At 73.5% G+C, this 16,978-nt stretch carries 14 protein-coding genes; 5 read left to right on the top strand and 9 right to left on the bottom strand.

Translation table 11 applies throughout. The features are described 5' to 3' along the window. Positions 1-95: 95 nt before the first annotated feature. Positions 96-2,915, bottom strand: a complete 2,820-nt coding sequence (locus ACIG3E_RS34960; protein WP_399623968.1) for a penicillin acylase family protein — start codon at positions 2,913-2,915, stop codon at positions 96-98. A gap of 356 nt (positions 2,916-3,271) precedes the next feature. Between ACIG3E_RS34960 and ACIG3E_RS34955 the strand changes: the two genes are divergently transcribed. After that, positions 3,272-3,871: a hypothetical protein gene (locus ACIG3E_RS34955; protein WP_399623966.1), complete on the top strand. Its 600-nt coding sequence runs from the start codon at positions 3,272-3,274 to the stop codon at positions 3,869-3,871. A gap of 13 nt (positions 3,872-3,884) precedes the next feature. Here ACIG3E_RS34955 and ACIG3E_RS34950 read toward each other — a convergent pair whose 3' ends face one another. Then, on the bottom strand, positions 3,885-4,403 hold the full coding sequence (locus ACIG3E_RS34950; protein ID WP_399623964.1) for a hypothetical protein: 519 nt from the start codon (positions 4,401-4,403) through the stop codon (positions 3,885-3,887). 166 nt (positions 4,404-4,569) lie between these two features. Continuing rightward, the gene (soxR, locus tag ACIG3E_RS34945; protein WP_399623961.1) at positions 4,570-5,037 is read right to left on the bottom strand and encodes a redox-sensitive transcriptional activator SoxR; all 468 of its coding nucleotides are present in this window, start codon (positions 5,035-5,037) and stop codon (positions 4,570-4,572) included. Positions 5,038-5,132: 95 nt separating this feature from the next. Here soxR and ACIG3E_RS34940 point away from each other — a divergent pair, with 95 nt between their 5' ends. Then, a complete protein-coding gene (locus ACIG3E_RS34940; RefSeq protein WP_399623958.1) occupies positions 5,133-5,597 on the top strand; it encodes a MaoC family dehydratase in 465 nt (154 codons plus the stop codon). Between the two features lie 45 nt (positions 5,598-5,642). Here the strand turns inward: ACIG3E_RS34940 and ACIG3E_RS34935 are convergent, their stop codons facing one another. Together ACIG3E_RS34935 and ACIG3E_RS34930 are read right to left on the bottom strand one after the other, a co-directional pair. Then, positions 5,643-6,269: a TetR/AcrR family transcriptional regulator gene (locus ACIG3E_RS34935; protein WP_399623955.1), complete on the bottom strand. Its 627-nt coding sequence runs from the start codon at positions 6,267-6,269 to the stop codon at positions 5,643-5,645. Between the two features lie 99 nt (positions 6,270-6,368). Then, on the bottom strand, positions 6,369-7,523 hold the full coding sequence (locus ACIG3E_RS34930) for an acyl-CoA dehydrogenase family protein (protein WP_399623953.1): 1,155 nt from the start codon (positions 7,521-7,523) through the stop codon (positions 6,369-6,371). Between the two features lie 71 nt (positions 7,524-7,594). Between ACIG3E_RS34930 and ACIG3E_RS34925 the strand changes: the two genes are divergently transcribed. Then, positions 7,595-8,239 carry a TetR/AcrR family transcriptional regulator gene (locus ACIG3E_RS34925; RefSeq protein WP_399623951.1) on the top strand — a complete coding sequence of 215 codons (645 nt, stop codon included), beginning with the start codon at positions 7,595-7,597 and terminating at the stop codon, positions 8,237-8,239. A 38-nt stretch (positions 8,240-8,277) separates the two neighbouring features. Here the strand turns inward: ACIG3E_RS34925 and ACIG3E_RS34920 are convergent, their stop codons facing one another. Then, a complete protein-coding gene (locus ACIG3E_RS34920) occupies positions 8,278-9,357 on the bottom strand; it encodes a zinc-binding dehydrogenase (RefSeq protein ID WP_399623950.1) in 1,080 nt (359 codons plus the stop codon). 82 nt (positions 9,358-9,439) lie between these two features. Next, a complete protein-coding gene (locus ACIG3E_RS34915) occupies positions 9,440-10,828 on the bottom strand; it encodes an aldehyde dehydrogenase family protein (protein ID WP_399623947.1) in 1,389 nt (462 codons plus the stop codon). A gap of 234 nt (positions 10,829-11,062) precedes the next feature. Between ACIG3E_RS34915 and ACIG3E_RS34910 the strand changes: the two genes are divergently transcribed. Together ACIG3E_RS34910 and ACIG3E_RS34905 are read left to right on the top strand one after the other, a co-directional pair. Beyond that, positions 11,063-12,583 carry a CitMHS family transporter gene (locus tag ACIG3E_RS34910; RefSeq protein WP_399623945.1) on the top strand — a complete coding sequence of 507 codons (1,521 nt, stop codon included), beginning with the start codon at positions 11,063-11,065 and terminating at the stop codon, positions 12,581-12,583. Positions 12,584-12,589: 6 nt separating this feature from the next. Beyond that, complete coding sequence (locus tag ACIG3E_RS34905) at positions 12,590-13,864, top strand: MFS transporter (protein WP_399623943.1); 1,275 nt, start codon at positions 12,590-12,592, stop codon at positions 13,862-13,864. Positions 13,865-13,973: 109 nt separating this feature from the next. On the opposite strand, the gene ACIG3E_RS34900 is transcribed toward ACIG3E_RS34905, so the two are convergent. Both ACIG3E_RS34900 and ACIG3E_RS34895 read right to left on the bottom strand, forming a co-directional pair. Then, positions 13,974-16,226, bottom strand: a complete 2,253-nt coding sequence (locus ACIG3E_RS34900) for a molybdopterin oxidoreductase family protein (RefSeq protein WP_399623942.1) — start codon at positions 16,224-16,226, stop codon at positions 13,974-13,976. Between the two features lie 73 nt (positions 16,227-16,299). Continuing rightward, positions 16,300-16,932 carry a TetR/AcrR family transcriptional regulator gene (locus ACIG3E_RS34895; RefSeq protein WP_399623940.1) on the bottom strand — a complete coding sequence of 211 codons (633 nt, stop codon included), beginning with the start codon at positions 16,930-16,932 and terminating at the stop codon, positions 16,300-16,302. Positions 16,933-16,978: the final 46 nt, after the last annotated feature.

Here is a 16,978-nt window from a genome sequence, read left to right as displayed (position 1 = left end):
TGGGTGGGGAACCGCGCGTCCGTTGTGGCTGGGCGCGCAGTTCCCCGCGCCCCTTCGGGGCCCGGCACCGCTAGCCGCGCCCCTTCGGGGCCCGGCTAGCGGTGTCGGGGGAACTCCACCACCTGCTGGTACGTCGGGCGGTTCTGCCACTGGATGGGGCGGTGTGTGATGCCGCCGAGGGGGCGGTGGATCACCGCGTCCGCGCACCACTGGTCGCCCGGCTTGCAGGAGGCGTCACCGGGGTAGACCGCTGACGCCGGTACGGCTAGGGCCTGCTTCAGGGTGGTGAGGAGCGTCTCGCGGCAGGCGTCGAGCGTGCCGCCGCCGCAGTGGGCGGTGCGGCTCCAGCCCTCGGCGGGCCGCCCGAGGACGGTCCGCAGGTCCTTGTCGACATAGCCCCACCAGCCGTACTGGAAGGCGGATCCCGCGTGCGCGCCGGTCGGCCCGTGGCCCGCCGACGGCGCCTCGTCGACGCCGAGCTGCGCGGTCAGCGCGTCGTAGAGGTCCTTGCTGAGCCCCGGTGCGAAGGCGGCCTCGACGAGCCTTGGCCACCAGGCGTCCATGACCCGCACGGCGTCGGGGTGCGCGTAGGCGTGCGAGCCGCGCGCGGTCTCCTTGCGCTGGGCGCCCGCCGTGCGCCAGGCCTCCAGCTGCCGCACGGCCTTGGCCAGGTCGGGGTCGTCGACGGCCTTCGTACCGATGACCTCCAGCAGCTCCGGCAGGACCTGTTCGCCGCGCAGATCGGTGACGGCCGCGTCGGCCATGGCCCGGGTGAGCGAGGCCCGGGTGACGCCGCCGTCCCTGACGAGCGCCTTGACCCGGTCGTCGAGCAGGTCGCCGCGGTGCACGGCGCCCATGCCGAAGCCGCCGGAGGTGTAGTCGGTGGCCTGTTTGTTGTTCCAGGAGATGTAGTAGTCCTGGTTGACGGACTGCGGGTGCGCGGCGGGCGGCGTCTGCGCGGAGGTGTTGTCCCGGGGGTCGAAGTCCCGCCACTCGTAGGCCTCCTGTGCGTGGACGGGGAAGGCCGGGTCGACGCCGTCGGCGCGCTCGGGGTTGGCGCCGCTGTTGTAGTACGCGGTGTCGCGGGAGTCGGCGTAGAACCAGTTGAAGGCGTAGGAGATGTGCTGGGCCGCCTCCTTGAAGGACGCGGCGTCCTTGACGTGGCCGGGGTCGTTCAGCATCTGGAAGCCGATGATCGAGTCGGCCTCGTGGCGGTAGGTGGAGCGCAGGGAGACGTAGGCGACGGGCTTGCCGCCGATCGTGGCGCGGTGCGTGACGACGCCGAGTCGGGTGCGGAACACCTGCATGCGGTAGGAGCCCGCGGCCGTGGAGTCGGCGACGGTCGGCTTCCAGGCGTTCTTGCGCTCCAGCTTCTCCATGGGCGTGCAGGTGCCCCGGTAGCGGTAGTGCGCCGACTGCTTGGTGGGGCTCGACCCGTCCGGTTCGCACAGCTCGACGGCGTAGGTGTCGGTGATGTCCTGCGTCGCGGAGGTCGCCGACCACGCGTAGTCCTGCCCCCGGCCGAGCTGCACGTACATGCCGACGCCCGCGAAGGACACGCCGCGCGCGCTGATGCCGGGGCCCTGGAGCTCCTGCTGCATGAGGAGCTGCGGGGCGAAGTAGCCGGTCTGCGGGCCGAAGACGGCGACGGGGTGGCCGCTCGCGGTGTGCTTGCCGGAGACCAGCAGGGCGTTCGACATGCCCTTGCGCTGCCCGGCCCTGCCGAACAGGTCGGCGGGCAGCACGCCGTCGTCGTACATCCCCTGGAGCGGCTTGAGCTTCTTCGGGGCCGCGACGGGGTCCTTGGCGGGGGTCCGCGCGCCGCCCTCGCGGTCGAACACGAGCTGTTCGCGCTGGACCGAGCCCGGGTCGGGCAGGGCGGTGCCGCGCGGCTCGTCCGGCTTGCCCGCGTACGGGAAGCGGGTGCCGTCGTGGACGGTCTGTACGGTCTCCGGGTCGTTGCGGGCGCGGAAGTCCTCCCAGATCCGGCTGCCCTTCTCGACGCCGTACTTGTTCTGCGCGGCGAGCAGCGAGAGCGCGGACTCGACCTCTCCCCCGCCGCCGTTGCCGAACAGGCCGCCGACCACGGACGCCAGGGCGATCATGTCGGTGACCTTGAAGGGCTCGATCTCGCCGACGTTCGTGATCGCGTCGATCTTGCCGGTCAGGACGTACTCGCCGGGGAAGTAGCGGCCGTTCTTGGACTGCTCGCGGTAGGCGTTGAGGCCGTCGATGTAGGCCTGCGCGTCCGCCATGGCCTGTCGGCCGCGCTCGCCCTGGGTGTTCCTGATGTACTCGACCTGCCGCTCCAGGTCCTGCTCGGTGTACGGGGCCTGCGGCCAGAACTGCTGCTCCAGGCCCTGGTTGGCGGGCGCGCCGCCGGCGAACGGGGTCAGCTGGCCGCGGCCGATGTGCCGGAAGAGGTCGATGAGCCAGAGGCGGTCCTGGCCCGCGGCGTAGCCCGCGCCGAACTCGGTGCCGTAGCGGGTGCTGCCCTGGATGTGCGGGACGCCGTACTTCTTGTCGCGCGTGATGGTCACGTCGTCGCGCGGCCTGGTGACGGAGGCGACCTGGTCCGGCTCGACGCCGAAGGAGGCGTCGTCGAAGAACTCGCCGAGCTTGTCGTCGGTCAGCGACGGGTAGCCGGTGGCCAGCGCGTCGTACGGGCCGAGCTGGTCGTCGGCGTGGGCGGGCCGCGTGCCGAGGACGCGGTGGCTGAGGATCTCCGCGAGCGTGGCGTTGCCGTTGGCGCCGGGCGGCAGGATGTCCGCGCACCGGTTCTCGCAGAAGTCGGGGGCGGCGGGCGGCGGCTCGGCGGCGGCCGCGCCGGGGCCGGGCGCGAGCAGCAGGGAGGCGCCGAGGGCCAGGGCCGCCGTGGTGGTGAGGGTTCTGAGCCGTGCGCTGCGTGGTCGCATGGATGCTCCTCCGGAGGGCCGTCGCGGCGGAGGTTACTGCTGGGTTGTCGAACCTGAAAGATGAACAACCGTCGCCTTTTCACAACCACCACAAGCCGCCGTTCCCGCGCGGCCGCACGCGCGGTCCGCGGTGTGCGCGGGGCTCGCTCCGGACCTGTGCGAAAGCTGTGCGTGACCTGTGCGCGTCGTCCCCCACGGCACCTCCACATTCCTCACGCATTGACGCTGACCTGCGGGGAACGCGCTGATGAGTAGCCATCGGAAATCGGATGGCACCAAATCGCGTGTCGATACGTCTACTCGATGTCCGCCGGGTCACTGGCGACGTCCGAGAAGTGTGACGGAGGTGCAGGGCGATGGCCGGATTCCGGAGTCTCGCGAGACAGGTGCGTGACCCGCACAGCGACTTGGCGCTGCGGCGGTACTCACTGCGCAAGTGTCTGGAGAGATTCGCCCCCTACGGCCACCGGGCGACCTGGGACCACCTGTGCTCCCGCGCGGGTTTCGGTCCCGAGGACCGGTCGCCGGACCCCGCGCGGCTCGTCGCCGCGCTCGACGAACTCCAGGCGGCCCGCGCCGTGTGGCTCGCCTATGAGGAGAGCTTCGCGCGCCGCCGCCGCAGGGAGAAGCACGACGGCCTGCGGCGGCCCGGCAGTGTCGACGACTGGCACCGCTGCACGTGGGGCGGGCACGGGGTCGCCTGGTGCGACGACCCGGACGTGCACCCCTCCGCGCCGCTCGCGGACGTGCTGCGCAAGCTCATCACCGCACTGGAACGAGAGCCGGGCGCCGCCTGCCCCGTGTGCGGCGACGCGGCCCTCGAATGGCGCTACGGCCTGGCGCACGTCCCGTCGGCAGGCCCCGTCTGCACCGGCTGCGGCATCGTGGTGCCCGCGCCGGTCCTCACCCCCGAGGCGGTGCGGCGGTCGCGGTCGCGGTCGCTGGTGTCCGCCTGAGGGACAGCCGAACCTAGGGCCTGACGACGTCCGTCTGGATGGCCAGCTTGAACTCGGCCAGGACGAGCGGCGCGGTGATCTTCACGTCGCCCGGACCGCGCGCGGATATCTTCAGGCCCACCGGTGTCCCCGGGTGCACGAACATCTGCCAGGTGTAGGTGCGGTACTGACCGCCGCGGGTGGGCACGAAGTCGGTGGTGGCGGTGGAGTCGTAGCCCGTCGACAGGTCCAGCGGGTCGCGCACGAAGCGCGCGCGGTACTCCGTCGGCCTGCTGTCGGGCTCCCAGAAGACCATCGCCGACAGCGTGCCCCACCCGTCGTGGCTGGGCCAGATCAGGCCCGAGCGCGCGTCGGGGAACTTCGACGGCTTGGTGGCGCCGTGCAGCGGGTCGTGCATGCGCCAGGCGTCGTACGCCTCCTCGTCCGCGTCGTACGGAAAGCGCACCAGGTGGTACCCGTCGCTGTCGTACGTGATCCGCTGCCGTCCCGAGCGGGCGGCTTCCCATTTCAGCGAGCAGACGGCGACGCTCATCGGCTCTCCCCGTGTGTGTGGTGACGACGTCCTGCCCCGCGGCGGCCGCAGCGGTCGCCGCCGGAGCGCGTGACGTACATGTACACCCCCCGGCCGCGCGCGGAAAGGCACCGGACGCGCCGGGAACCGGCGGCCTCGGCAGCCCCGGGGAGCGGCCCGGGCGGGGTCAGTGCGCGGCGCGGCGCTCGTTGAGGAGGCGGGAGCCGACGAGGCGGTCGCCGAAGACGTCGTCGGGGTTGGACAGGACGCAGGTCTCCAGGGACAGACAGCCGCAGCCGATGCAGTCCGTGAGGTGGTCCCTCAGGCGGCCCAGCTGCTTGATGCGCTCGTCGAGTTCGGACCGCCAGGTCTGCGAGAGGCGGGCCCAGTCCGCCCGCGTCGGCGTCCGCTCCTCGGGCAGCTCCGCGAGGGCGTCGCGGATCGTCGCGAGCGGGATGCCCACCCGCTGTGCGGCCCGGATGAAGGCGACGCGGCGCAGTGTGTCGCGGCTGTAGCGGCGCTGGTTGCCCGAGGTGCGGCGGCTGCTGATGAGCCCTTTGGCCTCGTAGAAGTGCAGCGCGGAGACGGCGGCGCCGCTGCGTGCGGACACCTGGCCGACGGTGAGTTCGTGGATCTTCTCTGGGATCTGGGGCACCCCTCGAAGCCTACTGGTCGGTGCGTTGACACCGGTCGGCACACCCAGCATGCTGAGCAAGCGCTTAGTCTCATCCATCCCCTGGGAGGTCGCACATGGCAGAGCCGAGGATCTTCACGTCAGCCGAGGAGCTGCGCGCCGCGGTCGGCGAGCAACTGGGGCACAGCGACTGGCTGGAGGTCGACCAGAAGCGGATCGACCTGTTCGCGGAGGCCACCGGCGATCACCAGTGGATCCACGTGGATCCCGAGCGGGCGGCGTCGGGCCCGTTCGGCGCGACGATCGCGCACGGGTATCTGACGCTCGCGCTGCTGCCCGCGCTCGTCCCGCAGGTGCTGCGCGTGGAGGGCATGAAGATGGGCCTCAACTACGGCACGAACAAGGTGCGCTTCCCCTCCCCCGTGCCCGTCGGCTCGCGGCTGCGCGCGACCGCCGTGCTGACCGGGGTGGAGCCGACGAAGGACGGCGGCGTACAGGTGACGGCGGCGGTCACGGTGGAGCGCGAGGACGGCGACAAGCCCGCCTGCGTGGCGGAGTCGGTGTCGCGCTACTTCTTCTGAGCCGCCGCCCTTGAGCCGCTATGTCGGATCCGCATCCCTGAGCCGCTACTTCTGAGCCGCTCCCACCATCCGCAGCACGAGGTCGGCGTAGAGCGCGCCGACCTCGTCCGGCGTCCGCTGCCCCGCGGCGTTGAACCAGCGGGCCACGTCGATGCACAGGGAGAGCACGGCGAGGGTGGTGCCGGGGACATCGGGGACGTCGAACTCGCCCGCGCGCACGCCGTCGTTGATGATCTCGCGCACGGCGGCGTCGGACTCGCGGCGCAGCGCCACGATCTCGGTGCGGTGCTCGGGCCCGAGCGCGTCGAGTTCGTACTGCACGACGCGCGCGGTCATGTGGTGCCCGGCGTGCCAGCGGACGAAGGAGCGCACGGCGTCGGCAAGGCGCTCGGCGGCGCTGCCCTCACCGTCGGCCGCGGTGCGCAGGATGGCCAGGGCCTTGTCGTGACCGAGCCTGCTGATGCGGTGGAGGAGCTCTTCCTTGGTCTTGTAGTGGATGTAGAGCGCGGCCGGGCTCATCCCGGCGCGGCCCGCGATGTCCCGGGTGGTCGTGGCGTGGTAGCCGCGCTCGGCGAAGGCCTCGACCGCGGCGATCAGCAGCCGCCTCGCCGCGTCGGGACTGACCTCGGCCCACGGCTGCTCCTCGCCGAGGGTCTCCTGCGCCGCGCCCATGCGCGCTCCTTCCACCGTTCCGGACCGTCACCCTACCCTGAGGGTGAGCAAGCGCTTAGGCAAGTGCGCCGGGTGCGTCCGGAAGGGCGCGGTGGCCGGTCAGAAGGCGGACACCCCGGTCAGCGCGCGCCCGATCACCAGCTTCTGGATCTGGCTCGTGCCCTCGTAGAGCGTCATCACGCGCGCGTCGCGCACGAGCTTGCCGACCGGGTACTCGTCGATGTAGCCGTAGCCGCCGAAGACCTGGAGCGCCTGGTTCGCGGCGCGCACGGCGGCCTCCGACGCGAACAGCTTGGCCTTGGACGACTCGGTGGCGAACGGCAGGCCCCGGTCGATGAGGTCGGCGACCCGCCAGGTGAGCAGCCGGGCCGCGTCCACGTCCACGGCGATGTCGCTGAGCAGCTCCTGGACGAGCTGGTGGTGGGCGATGCTCCGGCCGAACTGCTCGCGCTCGGTCGCGTACGCCACCGCCGCGTCGAGGGCGGCCTGGGCGATGCCCACGCAGCCCGCCGCCACCGACATCCGCCCCTTGGCGAGGGCCGCCATGGCCACCGAGAACCCCTTTCCCTCGGGCCCGAGCAGCGCGCTCGCGGGCACCTTGACGCCCTGGAGGACCAGTTCGGCGGTGGCCTGGCCGCGCAGGCCGAGCTTGCCGTGCACGGCGCGGCGGGTCAGGCCGGGGGCGTCGGTGGGCACGAGGAAGGCGGAGACGCCCTTGTGGCCCGGGGCGTCGTTCGTCCGCGCGAACAGCAGGACCACGTCGGCCCAGGTGCCGTTCGTGATGAACATCTTGGTGCCGTCGATGACGTACGAGCCGTCGCTGTCGCGGACGGCCCTGGTGGCGAGGTTCCCCGCGTCCGAGCCCGTCCCCGGCTCGGTGAGTCCGAAGCAGCCCACGGCCGTGCCGGAGGTGAGGCCGGGCAGCCAGCGCCGCTTCTGCTCCTCGTCGCCCCAGGCGGCGACGGACTTGGCGACGAGCCCGAGGGAGACCGAGACGATGCCGCGCACGGAGGAGTCGCCCCGGCCCAGCTCCTCGGTCACCAGGCAGTACGCGAGGTGGTCGCCGCCGCTGCCGCCGTACTCCTCGTCGATGGTGAGGCCTAGGAAGCCGACGTCGCCGAGCTTGCGCACGATGGCCTTGTCCACGCCCTCGGCCCGGTCCCAGGCGGCCGCGTGCGGGGCGATCTCGCGCTCGACGAAGTCCTTGGCGAGCCGCCTGACGGCGTCCTGCTCCTCGCTGAGCTCCAGGTTCATCGAAGCCTCCCCGCCCGACGGAGTTTTAATTAGCACTGCTAGTTTTCCTTCGCAGCCCTACTATGTGCCGCATGGCCCGACCGCGCAAGCCCCTCCTCAGCCGCGACCGCATCGTCGACGCGGCGCGCTCCCTCGTGGACGCCGAGGGCCTCGCCGCGGTCTCCACCCGCCGCCTCGCGGCCGAACTGGGCGTCAGCGGCCCGTCCCTCTACAACCACTTCGCCACCAAGGACCAGATCCTGGAGGCGGTGGCGGACTCGGTCAGCGCGCAGGTCGACCTGTCGATGTTCGAGGACGGCCGCGACTGGCGCGCCGCGCTGCACGACTGGGCCGTCTCCTACCGGGCCGCGCTCACCCGGCACCCGAACATCGTCCCCGTCCTCGCCCGCGGCCCCGGCCGCCGCCCCGCAGGGCTGCGCCTCGCGGACGCGATGTTCGGCGCCATGGTCGACGCGGGGTGGCCCCCGGCGCAGGCCACGTCGATCGGCGCGCTGATGCGGTACTTCATCATGGGCTCCGCGCTCGGCTCCTTCGCGGGCGGCTTCGTCGACGACGAGGCGGCGTACGACCCGGCCGACTACCCCCACCTCGGCCAGGCCCATCTCCTCGCGGAGCACCAGGAACTGGTCGACGAGCGGGCCTTCGACGCGGGGCTCACGGCGCTGCTCGACGGGCTGGCGCTGCAGTACGAACGCGTCGCGCTGCGCGCGGGGTGACCGGGCCCCACGGCTCCGGCGCACCCCCGGCAGTGGCCTCAGAACACCACGAGCGCCCGGCCGCCCCTGCCCGCCTCCATGGCCGCGAAGGCCGTCGGGATGTCCTCAAGGCCGATCCGGTCCGTGACCATCAGACCCAGGTCGAGGCGGCCCGCGCGGACGTGGTCGGCGAGGACGGGGACGTCCTGTGCCGGGTCCGTGTTGCCGTAGACGCAGCCGGAGAGGGTGCGGCCCCAGTGGAAGAGCTCCAGGGCGTTGAAGGTGACCTGCTGGTCCTTGCCGCCGATGCCGACGACCGTGGTGCGGCCGCCGCGGCGGGTGGACTCCCAGGCGGCGCGGATCGTGACCGCGCGGCCCACGCACTCCACGGCCACGTCGACGCCGTGGCCGCCGGTGAGTTCGCGCAGGTCGCGGGCCGTCCTGTCAGAGGCGACCAGATAGTCCGTGGCCCCGGCCGCGCGGGCCAGGGCCTCCTTCTCGGCGGACACGTCGACCGCGAGCACCCGGGCCGCCCCGGCGATCCTGGCCGCCTGGAGCGCGGCCAGGCCCACCCCGCCCACGCCGAGGACGGCGACCGTCTCGCCCGCGCGGACGCGCGCCGCGTGGTGCACCGCGCCGTAGCCGGTGAGGACGGCGCAGCCGAGCAGGGCGGCGTCGGTGAGCGGCACACCCTCGGGCGCGGGCAGGACGCACCCGGCGGCCACCACCGTCTCCTGCGCGAACGCGGCCACGTTCAGGCCGGGGTGCAGGTCGGTGCCGTCGGCGCGGCGGGCGTACACGGCGCCCGCGCCGGTGAGCGCGTTGCCGCACAGCCAGACCTCGCCGAGGCCGCAGGCGTGGCAGTCGCCGCAGGACGGGGCCCAGTTGAGGACCACGCGGGCGCCGGGCGCGACCTGGGTGACGCCCTCGCCCACGGCCACCACCGTGCCCGCGCCCTCGTGGCCGAGCACCGCGGGGACCGGCACGCGCATCGTGCCGTTCGTCAGGGACAGGTCGGAGTGGCAGACCCCGGCGGCGGCCAGGCGCACCCGCACCTGACCGGGCCCGGGGTCGGGCAGCTCGATGTCGGTGATCTCCAGCGGGGAACCGATGGCGGGCAGTACGGCGGCGCGGACCACGACGGTGAATCCTCCAAGGGGCGGGAAGGGCTTTCACGGGAAGGGCCTTACGGGAAGGGCTTTACGGAGAGGCGGACAGGCCCTAGAACTGGAGCGACTTGGTCTGGAGGTACTCCGCCAGGCCGTGCCGCCCCAGTTCGCGGCCGACGCCCGACTGCTTGTAGCCGCCGAAGGGCGCGAGCGGGTTGAAGCCGCCGCCGTTGATGTCGACCTGGCCGGTGTCGAGGCGGCGGGCGAAGGCCACCGCCTCCGCGTCGTCCGCCGCCCACACCGCGCCCGCGAGGCCGTACACCGTGCCGTTGGCGATCGCCTCGGCCTCGTCCTCGGCCTCGTAGCGGATGAGGGAGAGCACCGGGCCGAAGATCTCCTCCTGGGCGATGGTCATGTCGGGGGTGACGTCGGCGAAGACCGTGGGGCGCACGTAGTAGCCGCGCTCGCGCGGGGCGTCGGGGCCGCCCGCCACCAGGCGCGCGCCTTCCGCCACGCCGCGCTCGATGTAGCCGCGCACGCGGTCGCGCTGCTTCTCGCTGACGACCGGGCCGATGCGCTCGGCGTACTTCCCGGCCGCCAGCGCGGCGAGCCGGACGGCCTCGTCGTACTGCGAGGTGTGGACGAGCATGCGGGTCCAGGCGCTGCACGTCTGGCCGGAGTTGGCCATGACGTTGGCGACGCCCACGTTCACGGCCCTGGCGAGGTCGGCGCTCGGCAGGATGACGTTGGCGGACTTGCCGCCGAGTTCGAGGGCGACGCGCTTGACGGCCGCGCCCGCGATCGCGCCGACCCTCCTGCCGACCGCCGTGGAGCCGGTGAACGAGACGAGGTCCACGCCGTCGTGCTCGACGAGCGCCTGGCCCGCGACCGGGCCGAGCCCTGTGACCAGGTTGAACACCCCTGAGGGCAGGCCCGCCTCGTGCACGACCTCGGCGAACAGGCGGGCCGTGAGCGGGGTGTCCTCGGCGGGCTTGAGCACCACGGTGCAGCCCGCCGCGAGGGCCGGGGCGACCTTGGCGACGATCTGGTGGAGCGGGTAGTTCCAGGGGGTGATCGCGCCGACGACGCCCACGGGTTCGAAGTGGACGGTGGAGTTGCCCACCTTCTCCTCGAAGGGGTGGCTGGCCGCGAGTTCCGCGTACGAGCCCGCCACGAGGACCGGCACCCCGGCGTGGACGGCCTCCGCGAACGGCAGCGGGGCGCCCAGTTCGGCGGCGACCGTCCCGGCGATCTCGGCCTTGCGGGCGACGAGGCCGTCGCGGATCGCGGCGAGCCGCGCGGCGCGCTCCGCGGGCGGGGTCGCCCGCCAGCCGGGGAGCGCCTCGCGCGCGGCCCGGACTGCGGCCGCGACGTCCTCGGCGGTGCCCGCGGGGACGTGGGCGATGACCTGCTCGTCGGCCGGGTTCACCACCGGGGTGGTGTCCTGGGTGGCGGCGGGGCGCCACTGCCCCGCGATGTACATGCCGGTGTGGGGCTTCATGGAGTCAAACTAGCGCCGATAGTTTTCTGCCGCCAGAGGCCCCCTCCGGCTCCTCCACCCCGGGCCCGGGCGGCCGGAGCGGAACGGCCCGCTCCCCCGCCACACCGCGTTGACCTGGAGTTTTGCGCTTATTGCTCACACGTCAACATCTTGTTAACGCGGGAAAGCGGGTCCTACGGTCATCCGAACCGCCAGACCTGGTGGCAGTTCGATGGTGAACGATAGGTAGCTCCCATGCTGACAATCCTCGGATTCGTCATGATCGCCACCTTCCTGGTGCTGATCATGATGAAGAAGATGTCGCCCATCGCGGCACTGGTGCTCATCCCCGCGCTGTTCTGCGTCTTCGTGGGCAAGGCCGCCCACCTCGGCGACTACGTCCTCGACGGCGTGGGCAACCTCGCGCCCACGGCCGCGATGCTCATGTTCGCCATCGTGTACTTCGGCGTCATGATCGACGTCGGCCTCTTCGACCCGATCGTCCGGGGCATCCTGCGGTTCTGCAAGGCGGACCCGATGCGGATCGTCGTCGGCACCGCCGTGCTCGCCGCGATCGTCTCGCTCGACGGCGACGGCTCCACCACGTTCATGATCACCGTGTCGGCGATGTACCCGCTGTACAAGCGCCTGAAGATGAGCCTCGTCGTCATGACGGGCGTCGCGGCCACCGCCAACGGCGTGATGAACACGCTGCCTTGGGGCGGCCCCACGGCCCGCGCGGCCACCGCCCTCAAGGTCGACGCCAGCGACATCTTCGTGCCGATGATCCCCGCGCTCGCGGTCGGCCTCGTCGCCGTCTTCGTCCTCGCGTACGCCCTCGGCCTGCGCGAGCGCAAGCGCCTCGGGGTGCTCTCGCTCGACGAGGTCCTGGAGAGCGGGGCGGTCGCGGGCGAGCCGGTGCTGGTGGGCGGGGGCGGGGCCGAGCGGGTCAGCTTCGTGAAGGACGGCGGCTCCGCCACGGGCGGCTCCCTGGCGGGCTCCTCTGTGGACTCCTCCGAGGGCTCTACGACGGGCCCCACGGCAGGCTCCCCTTCGGGCTCCACGGCAGGCGGCTCCTCCGCGGACGGCACCTCCGCCGACGGCACCTCCGCGGATGGCCCCGACGACGACGGCTTCCAGGGCCTCGACCCGAACCGCCCCACCCTGCGGCCCAAGCTCTACTGGTTCAACGCGGGCCTGACCGCCCTCCTGCTCACCGCCATGATCATGGAGTGGCTGCCGATCCCGGTCCTGTTCCTGCTCGGCGCGGCCCTGGCCCTCACCGTCAACTTCCCGCACATGCCCGACCAGAAGGCCCGCGTCGCCGCGCACGCCGAGAACGTCCTCAACGTCACCGGCATGGTCTTCGCCGCCGCCGTCTTCACCGGCGTGCTCACCGGCACCGGCATGGTCGACCACATGGCCGACTGGCTCGTGAACGCCATCCCCGACGGCATGGGCGGCCAGATGGGCCTGGTCACCGGTCTGCTCTCGATCCCCCTCACGTACTTCATGTCGAACGACGGCTTCTACTTCGGCGTCCTGCCGGTCCTCGCCGAGGCGGGCAACGCGCACGGCGTCTCCACCATCGAGATCGCCCGCGCCTCCATCGCGGGGCAGGCCCTGCACATGTCGAGCCCGCTGGTGCCCGCCGTGTACGTCCTCGTCGGCATGGCCAAGGTCGAGTTCGGCGACCACACCCGGTTCACGGTGAAGTGGGCGGTCCTCACCTCGCTCGTGGTCCTTGGGTCCGGGATCCTGTTCGGCATCATCTGAGTCCTGATGCTGCGGATACGCCGTTCCCGCGGGGCCGGGGAGAAGGGCACGCGGCGGCGCGGGGACAGGGGCTGGCTGCTGCGGCTCGTCATCTCCTTCAGCTGTGCGCAGGCCGCGGTCTCGATGGCGCGGCCCGCCGTCTCCTACCGGGCCCTCGCGCTGGGCGCCGACGAGCGGGCCGTCGGTGTGATCGCGGGCGGGTACGCGCTGCTCCCGCTGTTCGTGGCGGTGCCGCTCGGCCGCCGTACCGACCACGGCCGGTGCGCGCCGCTGCTGCTCCTCGGCGTCGCGCTGATCGCGGGCGGCTGCGCGCTCGGCGGCACCTCGGGGTCGCTCGGCGCCCTCGCCGCGTGGAGCGGGGTGATGGGCCTCGGCCACCTCTGCTTCGTCATCGGCGCGCAGTCCATCGTCGCCCGCCGGTCGGCTCCCGCCGAACGGGACCGGAACTTCGGGCACTTCACCATCGGCGCCTCCCTCGGCCAGCTCGTCGGCCCGCTGGCGGCCGGTGCGCTGATCGGCGGCGACACGGGCCGCACGAGCGCCCTCGCCCTGGTGGTGGCGGCGGGCGTCGCGGCGGTGTCCTGTACGTCGCTGTGGCGCCTGGAGCAGCCTCGGGGCGGGGCCGAGGCGTGCGCGGGCGAGGTCGGGGCGTCTGCGGGCGGGGCCTCCCCGGAGCCGGGGGCCGGTGCGTCCGCGGGGCCCAAGGTTTCCGTGCTGCGCATCCTGGGCGCCCGTGGCGTGCCCGCGGGGATGTTCATCAGCCTCGCCGTGCTGTCCGCCACCGACATCCTCACCGCGTATCTGCCCGTCATCGGTGAGGACCGGGGCATCGCGCCCGCGACCGTCGGCATCCTGCTCGGCCTGCGCGCGGGCGCGACGATCGCCTGCCGCCTCGTGATGACGCCCCTCATCCGGCTGCTCGGCCGCCGTGCGCTGATCGTGGGCACCTGCGCCGCCGCCGGACTCCTGTGCGCCGGGGTCGCGTTGCCGCTGCCCGTCTGGGCGCTCGGGGTGGTCCTGACGCTGCTCGGGTTCTGCCTCGGCGTCGGCCAGCCCCTGTCGATGACGACCGTGGTCCAGGCGGCGCCCGCCGGGGCCCGCTCCACCGCCCTCGCCCTGCGGCTCACCGGGAACCGGCTCGGCCAGGTCGCCGCACCGGCCGGGGCGGGCCTCATCGCCGGGGCGGCGGGGGCGGCGGCTCCCTTCGTCACGCTGGGGATCCTGCTGTGCGTGGCCGCGGGGGCGGCGGGACGCACGGAGTGTCGGGCCCCGCGGCCCTGAGCGCCTCGTTGGATGTGCCGCTCCGCGATGTCGGGCGTCCGCGGGTTCGTCGTGGTTGAGCGCGCAGTTCCCCGCGCCCCTTCGGGGCGCTCCCCCGGGCCCACCGAAATCACCGCGCGAGCGGAGTGACCCTCACCGCGAAGCCGTTCAGTACCGCCGTGCCGGAGAGCGGGTCGAGGAGGCTGCCGTCGAGGAGCTGGTTCACGTTGGCGCCGGGGTCGGCGGCGGCGACGGTCAGGCGGGTGCCGGGCCGGTCGTGGCCCCAGCCGTGCGGCAGGCTCACCACCCCGGGGCGCATCGCGTCCGTGACCTCCACCAGGGCCTCGATCTCTCCGCCCGCGGCCGACACGCGCGCGGGGCGGCCGTCCGCCAGGCCGAGCCGGGCCGCGTCCCTCGGGTGGACGTGCAGGGTGCAGCGGTTGGAGCCGCCGGTGAGGGCGGGGACGTTGTGCATCCAGCTGTTGTTGGAGCGCAGATGGCGGCGGCCGACGAGGACGAGCTCGGCGGGCGTCTCGCGCAGCGCGCGGGCAAGCCGCGGCAGGTCGGCGGCGATCGGGCCGGGCAGCAGCTCGATCCGCCCGCTGCGGGTCCTGAGGACCTCCGGGACGCGCGGGGCGAGCGGCCCGAGGTCGATGCCGTGCGGATGGTCGAGGAGGCGGGCCAGGCTCAGCCCGTCCGGCTCCGCGCCGAAGCCGTCGCCGTACGGGCCGAGGCGCAGCATCAGGTCAAGGCGCCGCTCGGGGCCGCTCTCCCCCGTGAGCCGGGCGGCGAGGTCCGCGGGGTCGCGGCCGTGCACGCGCGTGTGCGGGGCGGCGACGGCCTCGGCGAGGGTGCGCTCGATGACCAGGGCGTCGACGGCGGCGGGGTCGGTGCCGTGCCCGCCGGTCGCGGCGAGGACAAGGCGCGCGAGGATCTCGGTCTCCGGCATCCGGCCCGCCTCCAGGGGCACGGCGGCGCGGGTGTAGCGGACCTGGTTGCGCACGGCCAGGGCGTTGAAGGCGAAGGGGAAGTGGGCGCTCTGGGCGGGCGGTGGCGGCGGAAGCACGACGTGGGCGTGGCGCGCGGTCTCGTTCAGGTACGGGTCGACGCTCACCATGAAGTCCAGGGACGCCAGGGCCTTGTCGAGGCGGTCGCCGTCGGGCGCGGACAGGACGGGGTTGGCGGCGATGGCGATGACGGCGCGGACGGGGCTCTCGCCCAGGCCGCTGTCCGGGACGCGGGGCTGGGTGTCGATCTCCTCGGCGAGCGCGGCGACGGGCAGTTCGCCCTTGGCCTCGGGGTGTCCGCTCACGCGGCTGCGCCAGCGGCCGAGCGCGAAGCCCCGGCCGGGCCCGGCGGGGCGCGGTGCCCTGCCGGTGGCGGAGAGCGGGAACAGGACCCCGCCGGGCCGGTCGAGGTTGCCGGTCAGGACGTTCAGGACGTCGACGAGCCAGCAGGTCAGCGTCCCGTGGGCGACGGTGCTCGCGCCGACCCTGCCGTACACGGCGGCGGTGGGCGCCGCGGCCAGTTCGTGGGCGAGGGTCCGGATGGTGGCGGCGGGCACGTCACAGGCCGTGGTGACGGCCTCCGGGGTGAAGTCCCGTACGGCGTCGGCTAGTTCGTCGATCCCCGTGACGTGGTCCGCGAGCGCGCCGAGGCGGGTGAGGCCGTCGGCGAACAGGACCTGCGCCACCGCCGCGAGCAGCAGCGCGTCCGTGCCGGGCCGGATCGCCAGGTGCCGGTCGGCGAGCCGGGCGGTGCGGGTGCGGCGCGGGTCGACGACGGTGAGCAGGCCGCCCCGGGCGCGCAGCGCCTTGAGCCTGCCGGGGAAGTCGGGCGCGGTGCACAGGCTGCCGTTGGATTCCAGGGGGTTGGCGCCGAGGACGAGCAGGTGGTCGGTGCGGTCCAGGTCCGGTACGGGGATCGCCAGCGGGTCGCCGAACAGGAGGCCGCAGGAGACGTGCTTGGGCATCTGGTCGACGGTGCTCGCGGTGAACAGGCTGCGGGTGCCGAGGGCGCCGAGCAGCACGGGCGGGTACAGGGCGCCCGCCATGGTGTGCACGTTCGGGTTGCCGAGCACGACGCCCACCGCGTGCGGTCCGTACCGCTCGACGACGGGGCGCAGGCCCGCGGCGACGGCGGCGAAGGCCTCGTCCCAGCTCGCCTCCGCGAGGCGCCCGCCGGTGCGGACGAGGGGTCGCCGCAGCCGGTCGGGGTCGGCGTCGGACGCGCCGAGTGAGGCGCCCTTGGGGCAGATGAAGCCGCGGCTGAAGACGTCGGCGCGGTCGCCGCGCGCGCCGGTCACGCGCGTGCCCTCGACGGTGAGCGTGAGGCCGCAGGTGGCTTCGCAGAGCGGGCAGATGCGCGGGGCGGTGCGGGTCATGGGCCCTCCCGGGGCGGGGCGCGGAGGCGCGGTGCACCCTCAGCATACCGACCAGTACGTATGGCGCCAGGGTTCAGCCGAGCGCCCGCTCGACGTACGCGTACAGCAGGGTCCGCGTCTCGGCGACGAGCTCCGGGTCGCCCAACGGGTCGGCGCGGAAGGCGAGTTGGAGCAGGGCGTCGACGGCCTCGACGCTGACGAGCATGGCGCGGCGGAGCCGGGCGTCCAGCGGGCGGCCGAGGTGTCCGGCGAGGAGCCGGGCCACGCGGTCGGCGACGGTCTCGTTGGCGTCGGGCATCGCCTCGGGCGCCGACGGAATGCCGAAGTCGACCCGCCCGAAGCCGGGCACGGTGCGCTTCATCAGCAGATACTCGTCGAAGGCGGCCTCGACGGCGCCGCGCAGATCACCGCGGGGCACCGCCGTCATGCGCGCCGCGACCCGGCGGGCGTAGGCGTCGAGGTTGCGGTGGGCGAGGGCGTCGGCCAGGGCGCGCTTGTTGTCGAAGAAGCGGTAGACCGAGCCGATGGGCACGCCCGCGCGGACCGCGACCGCCCGGGTGGTCAGCCCCTCGTAGCCGACCTCGTCGAGGAGGGCGGCGCACGCGTCGAGGATCCGGCCCAGGCGCTCCGCGCTGCGGCGCTGCACGGGGCTGCGGCGCAGGGCGGCGGCGGGGTTCGGGTCACGCGGACCGGAGGAGTCACGCACTCCGGGAGGGTAGAGCACCGTTCACATTTCACGGATCCCTCTTGCG

It is taken from the genome of Streptomyces sp. NPDC053474 (assembly GCF_044544845.1).
In the GTDB taxonomy this organism is placed as follows: domain Bacteria; phylum Actinomycetota; class Actinomycetes; order Streptomycetales; family Streptomycetaceae; genus Streptomyces.
Note: the sequence above shows the minus strand (reverse complement) of the source record. Positions and strands in the feature narration are given on the sequence as shown.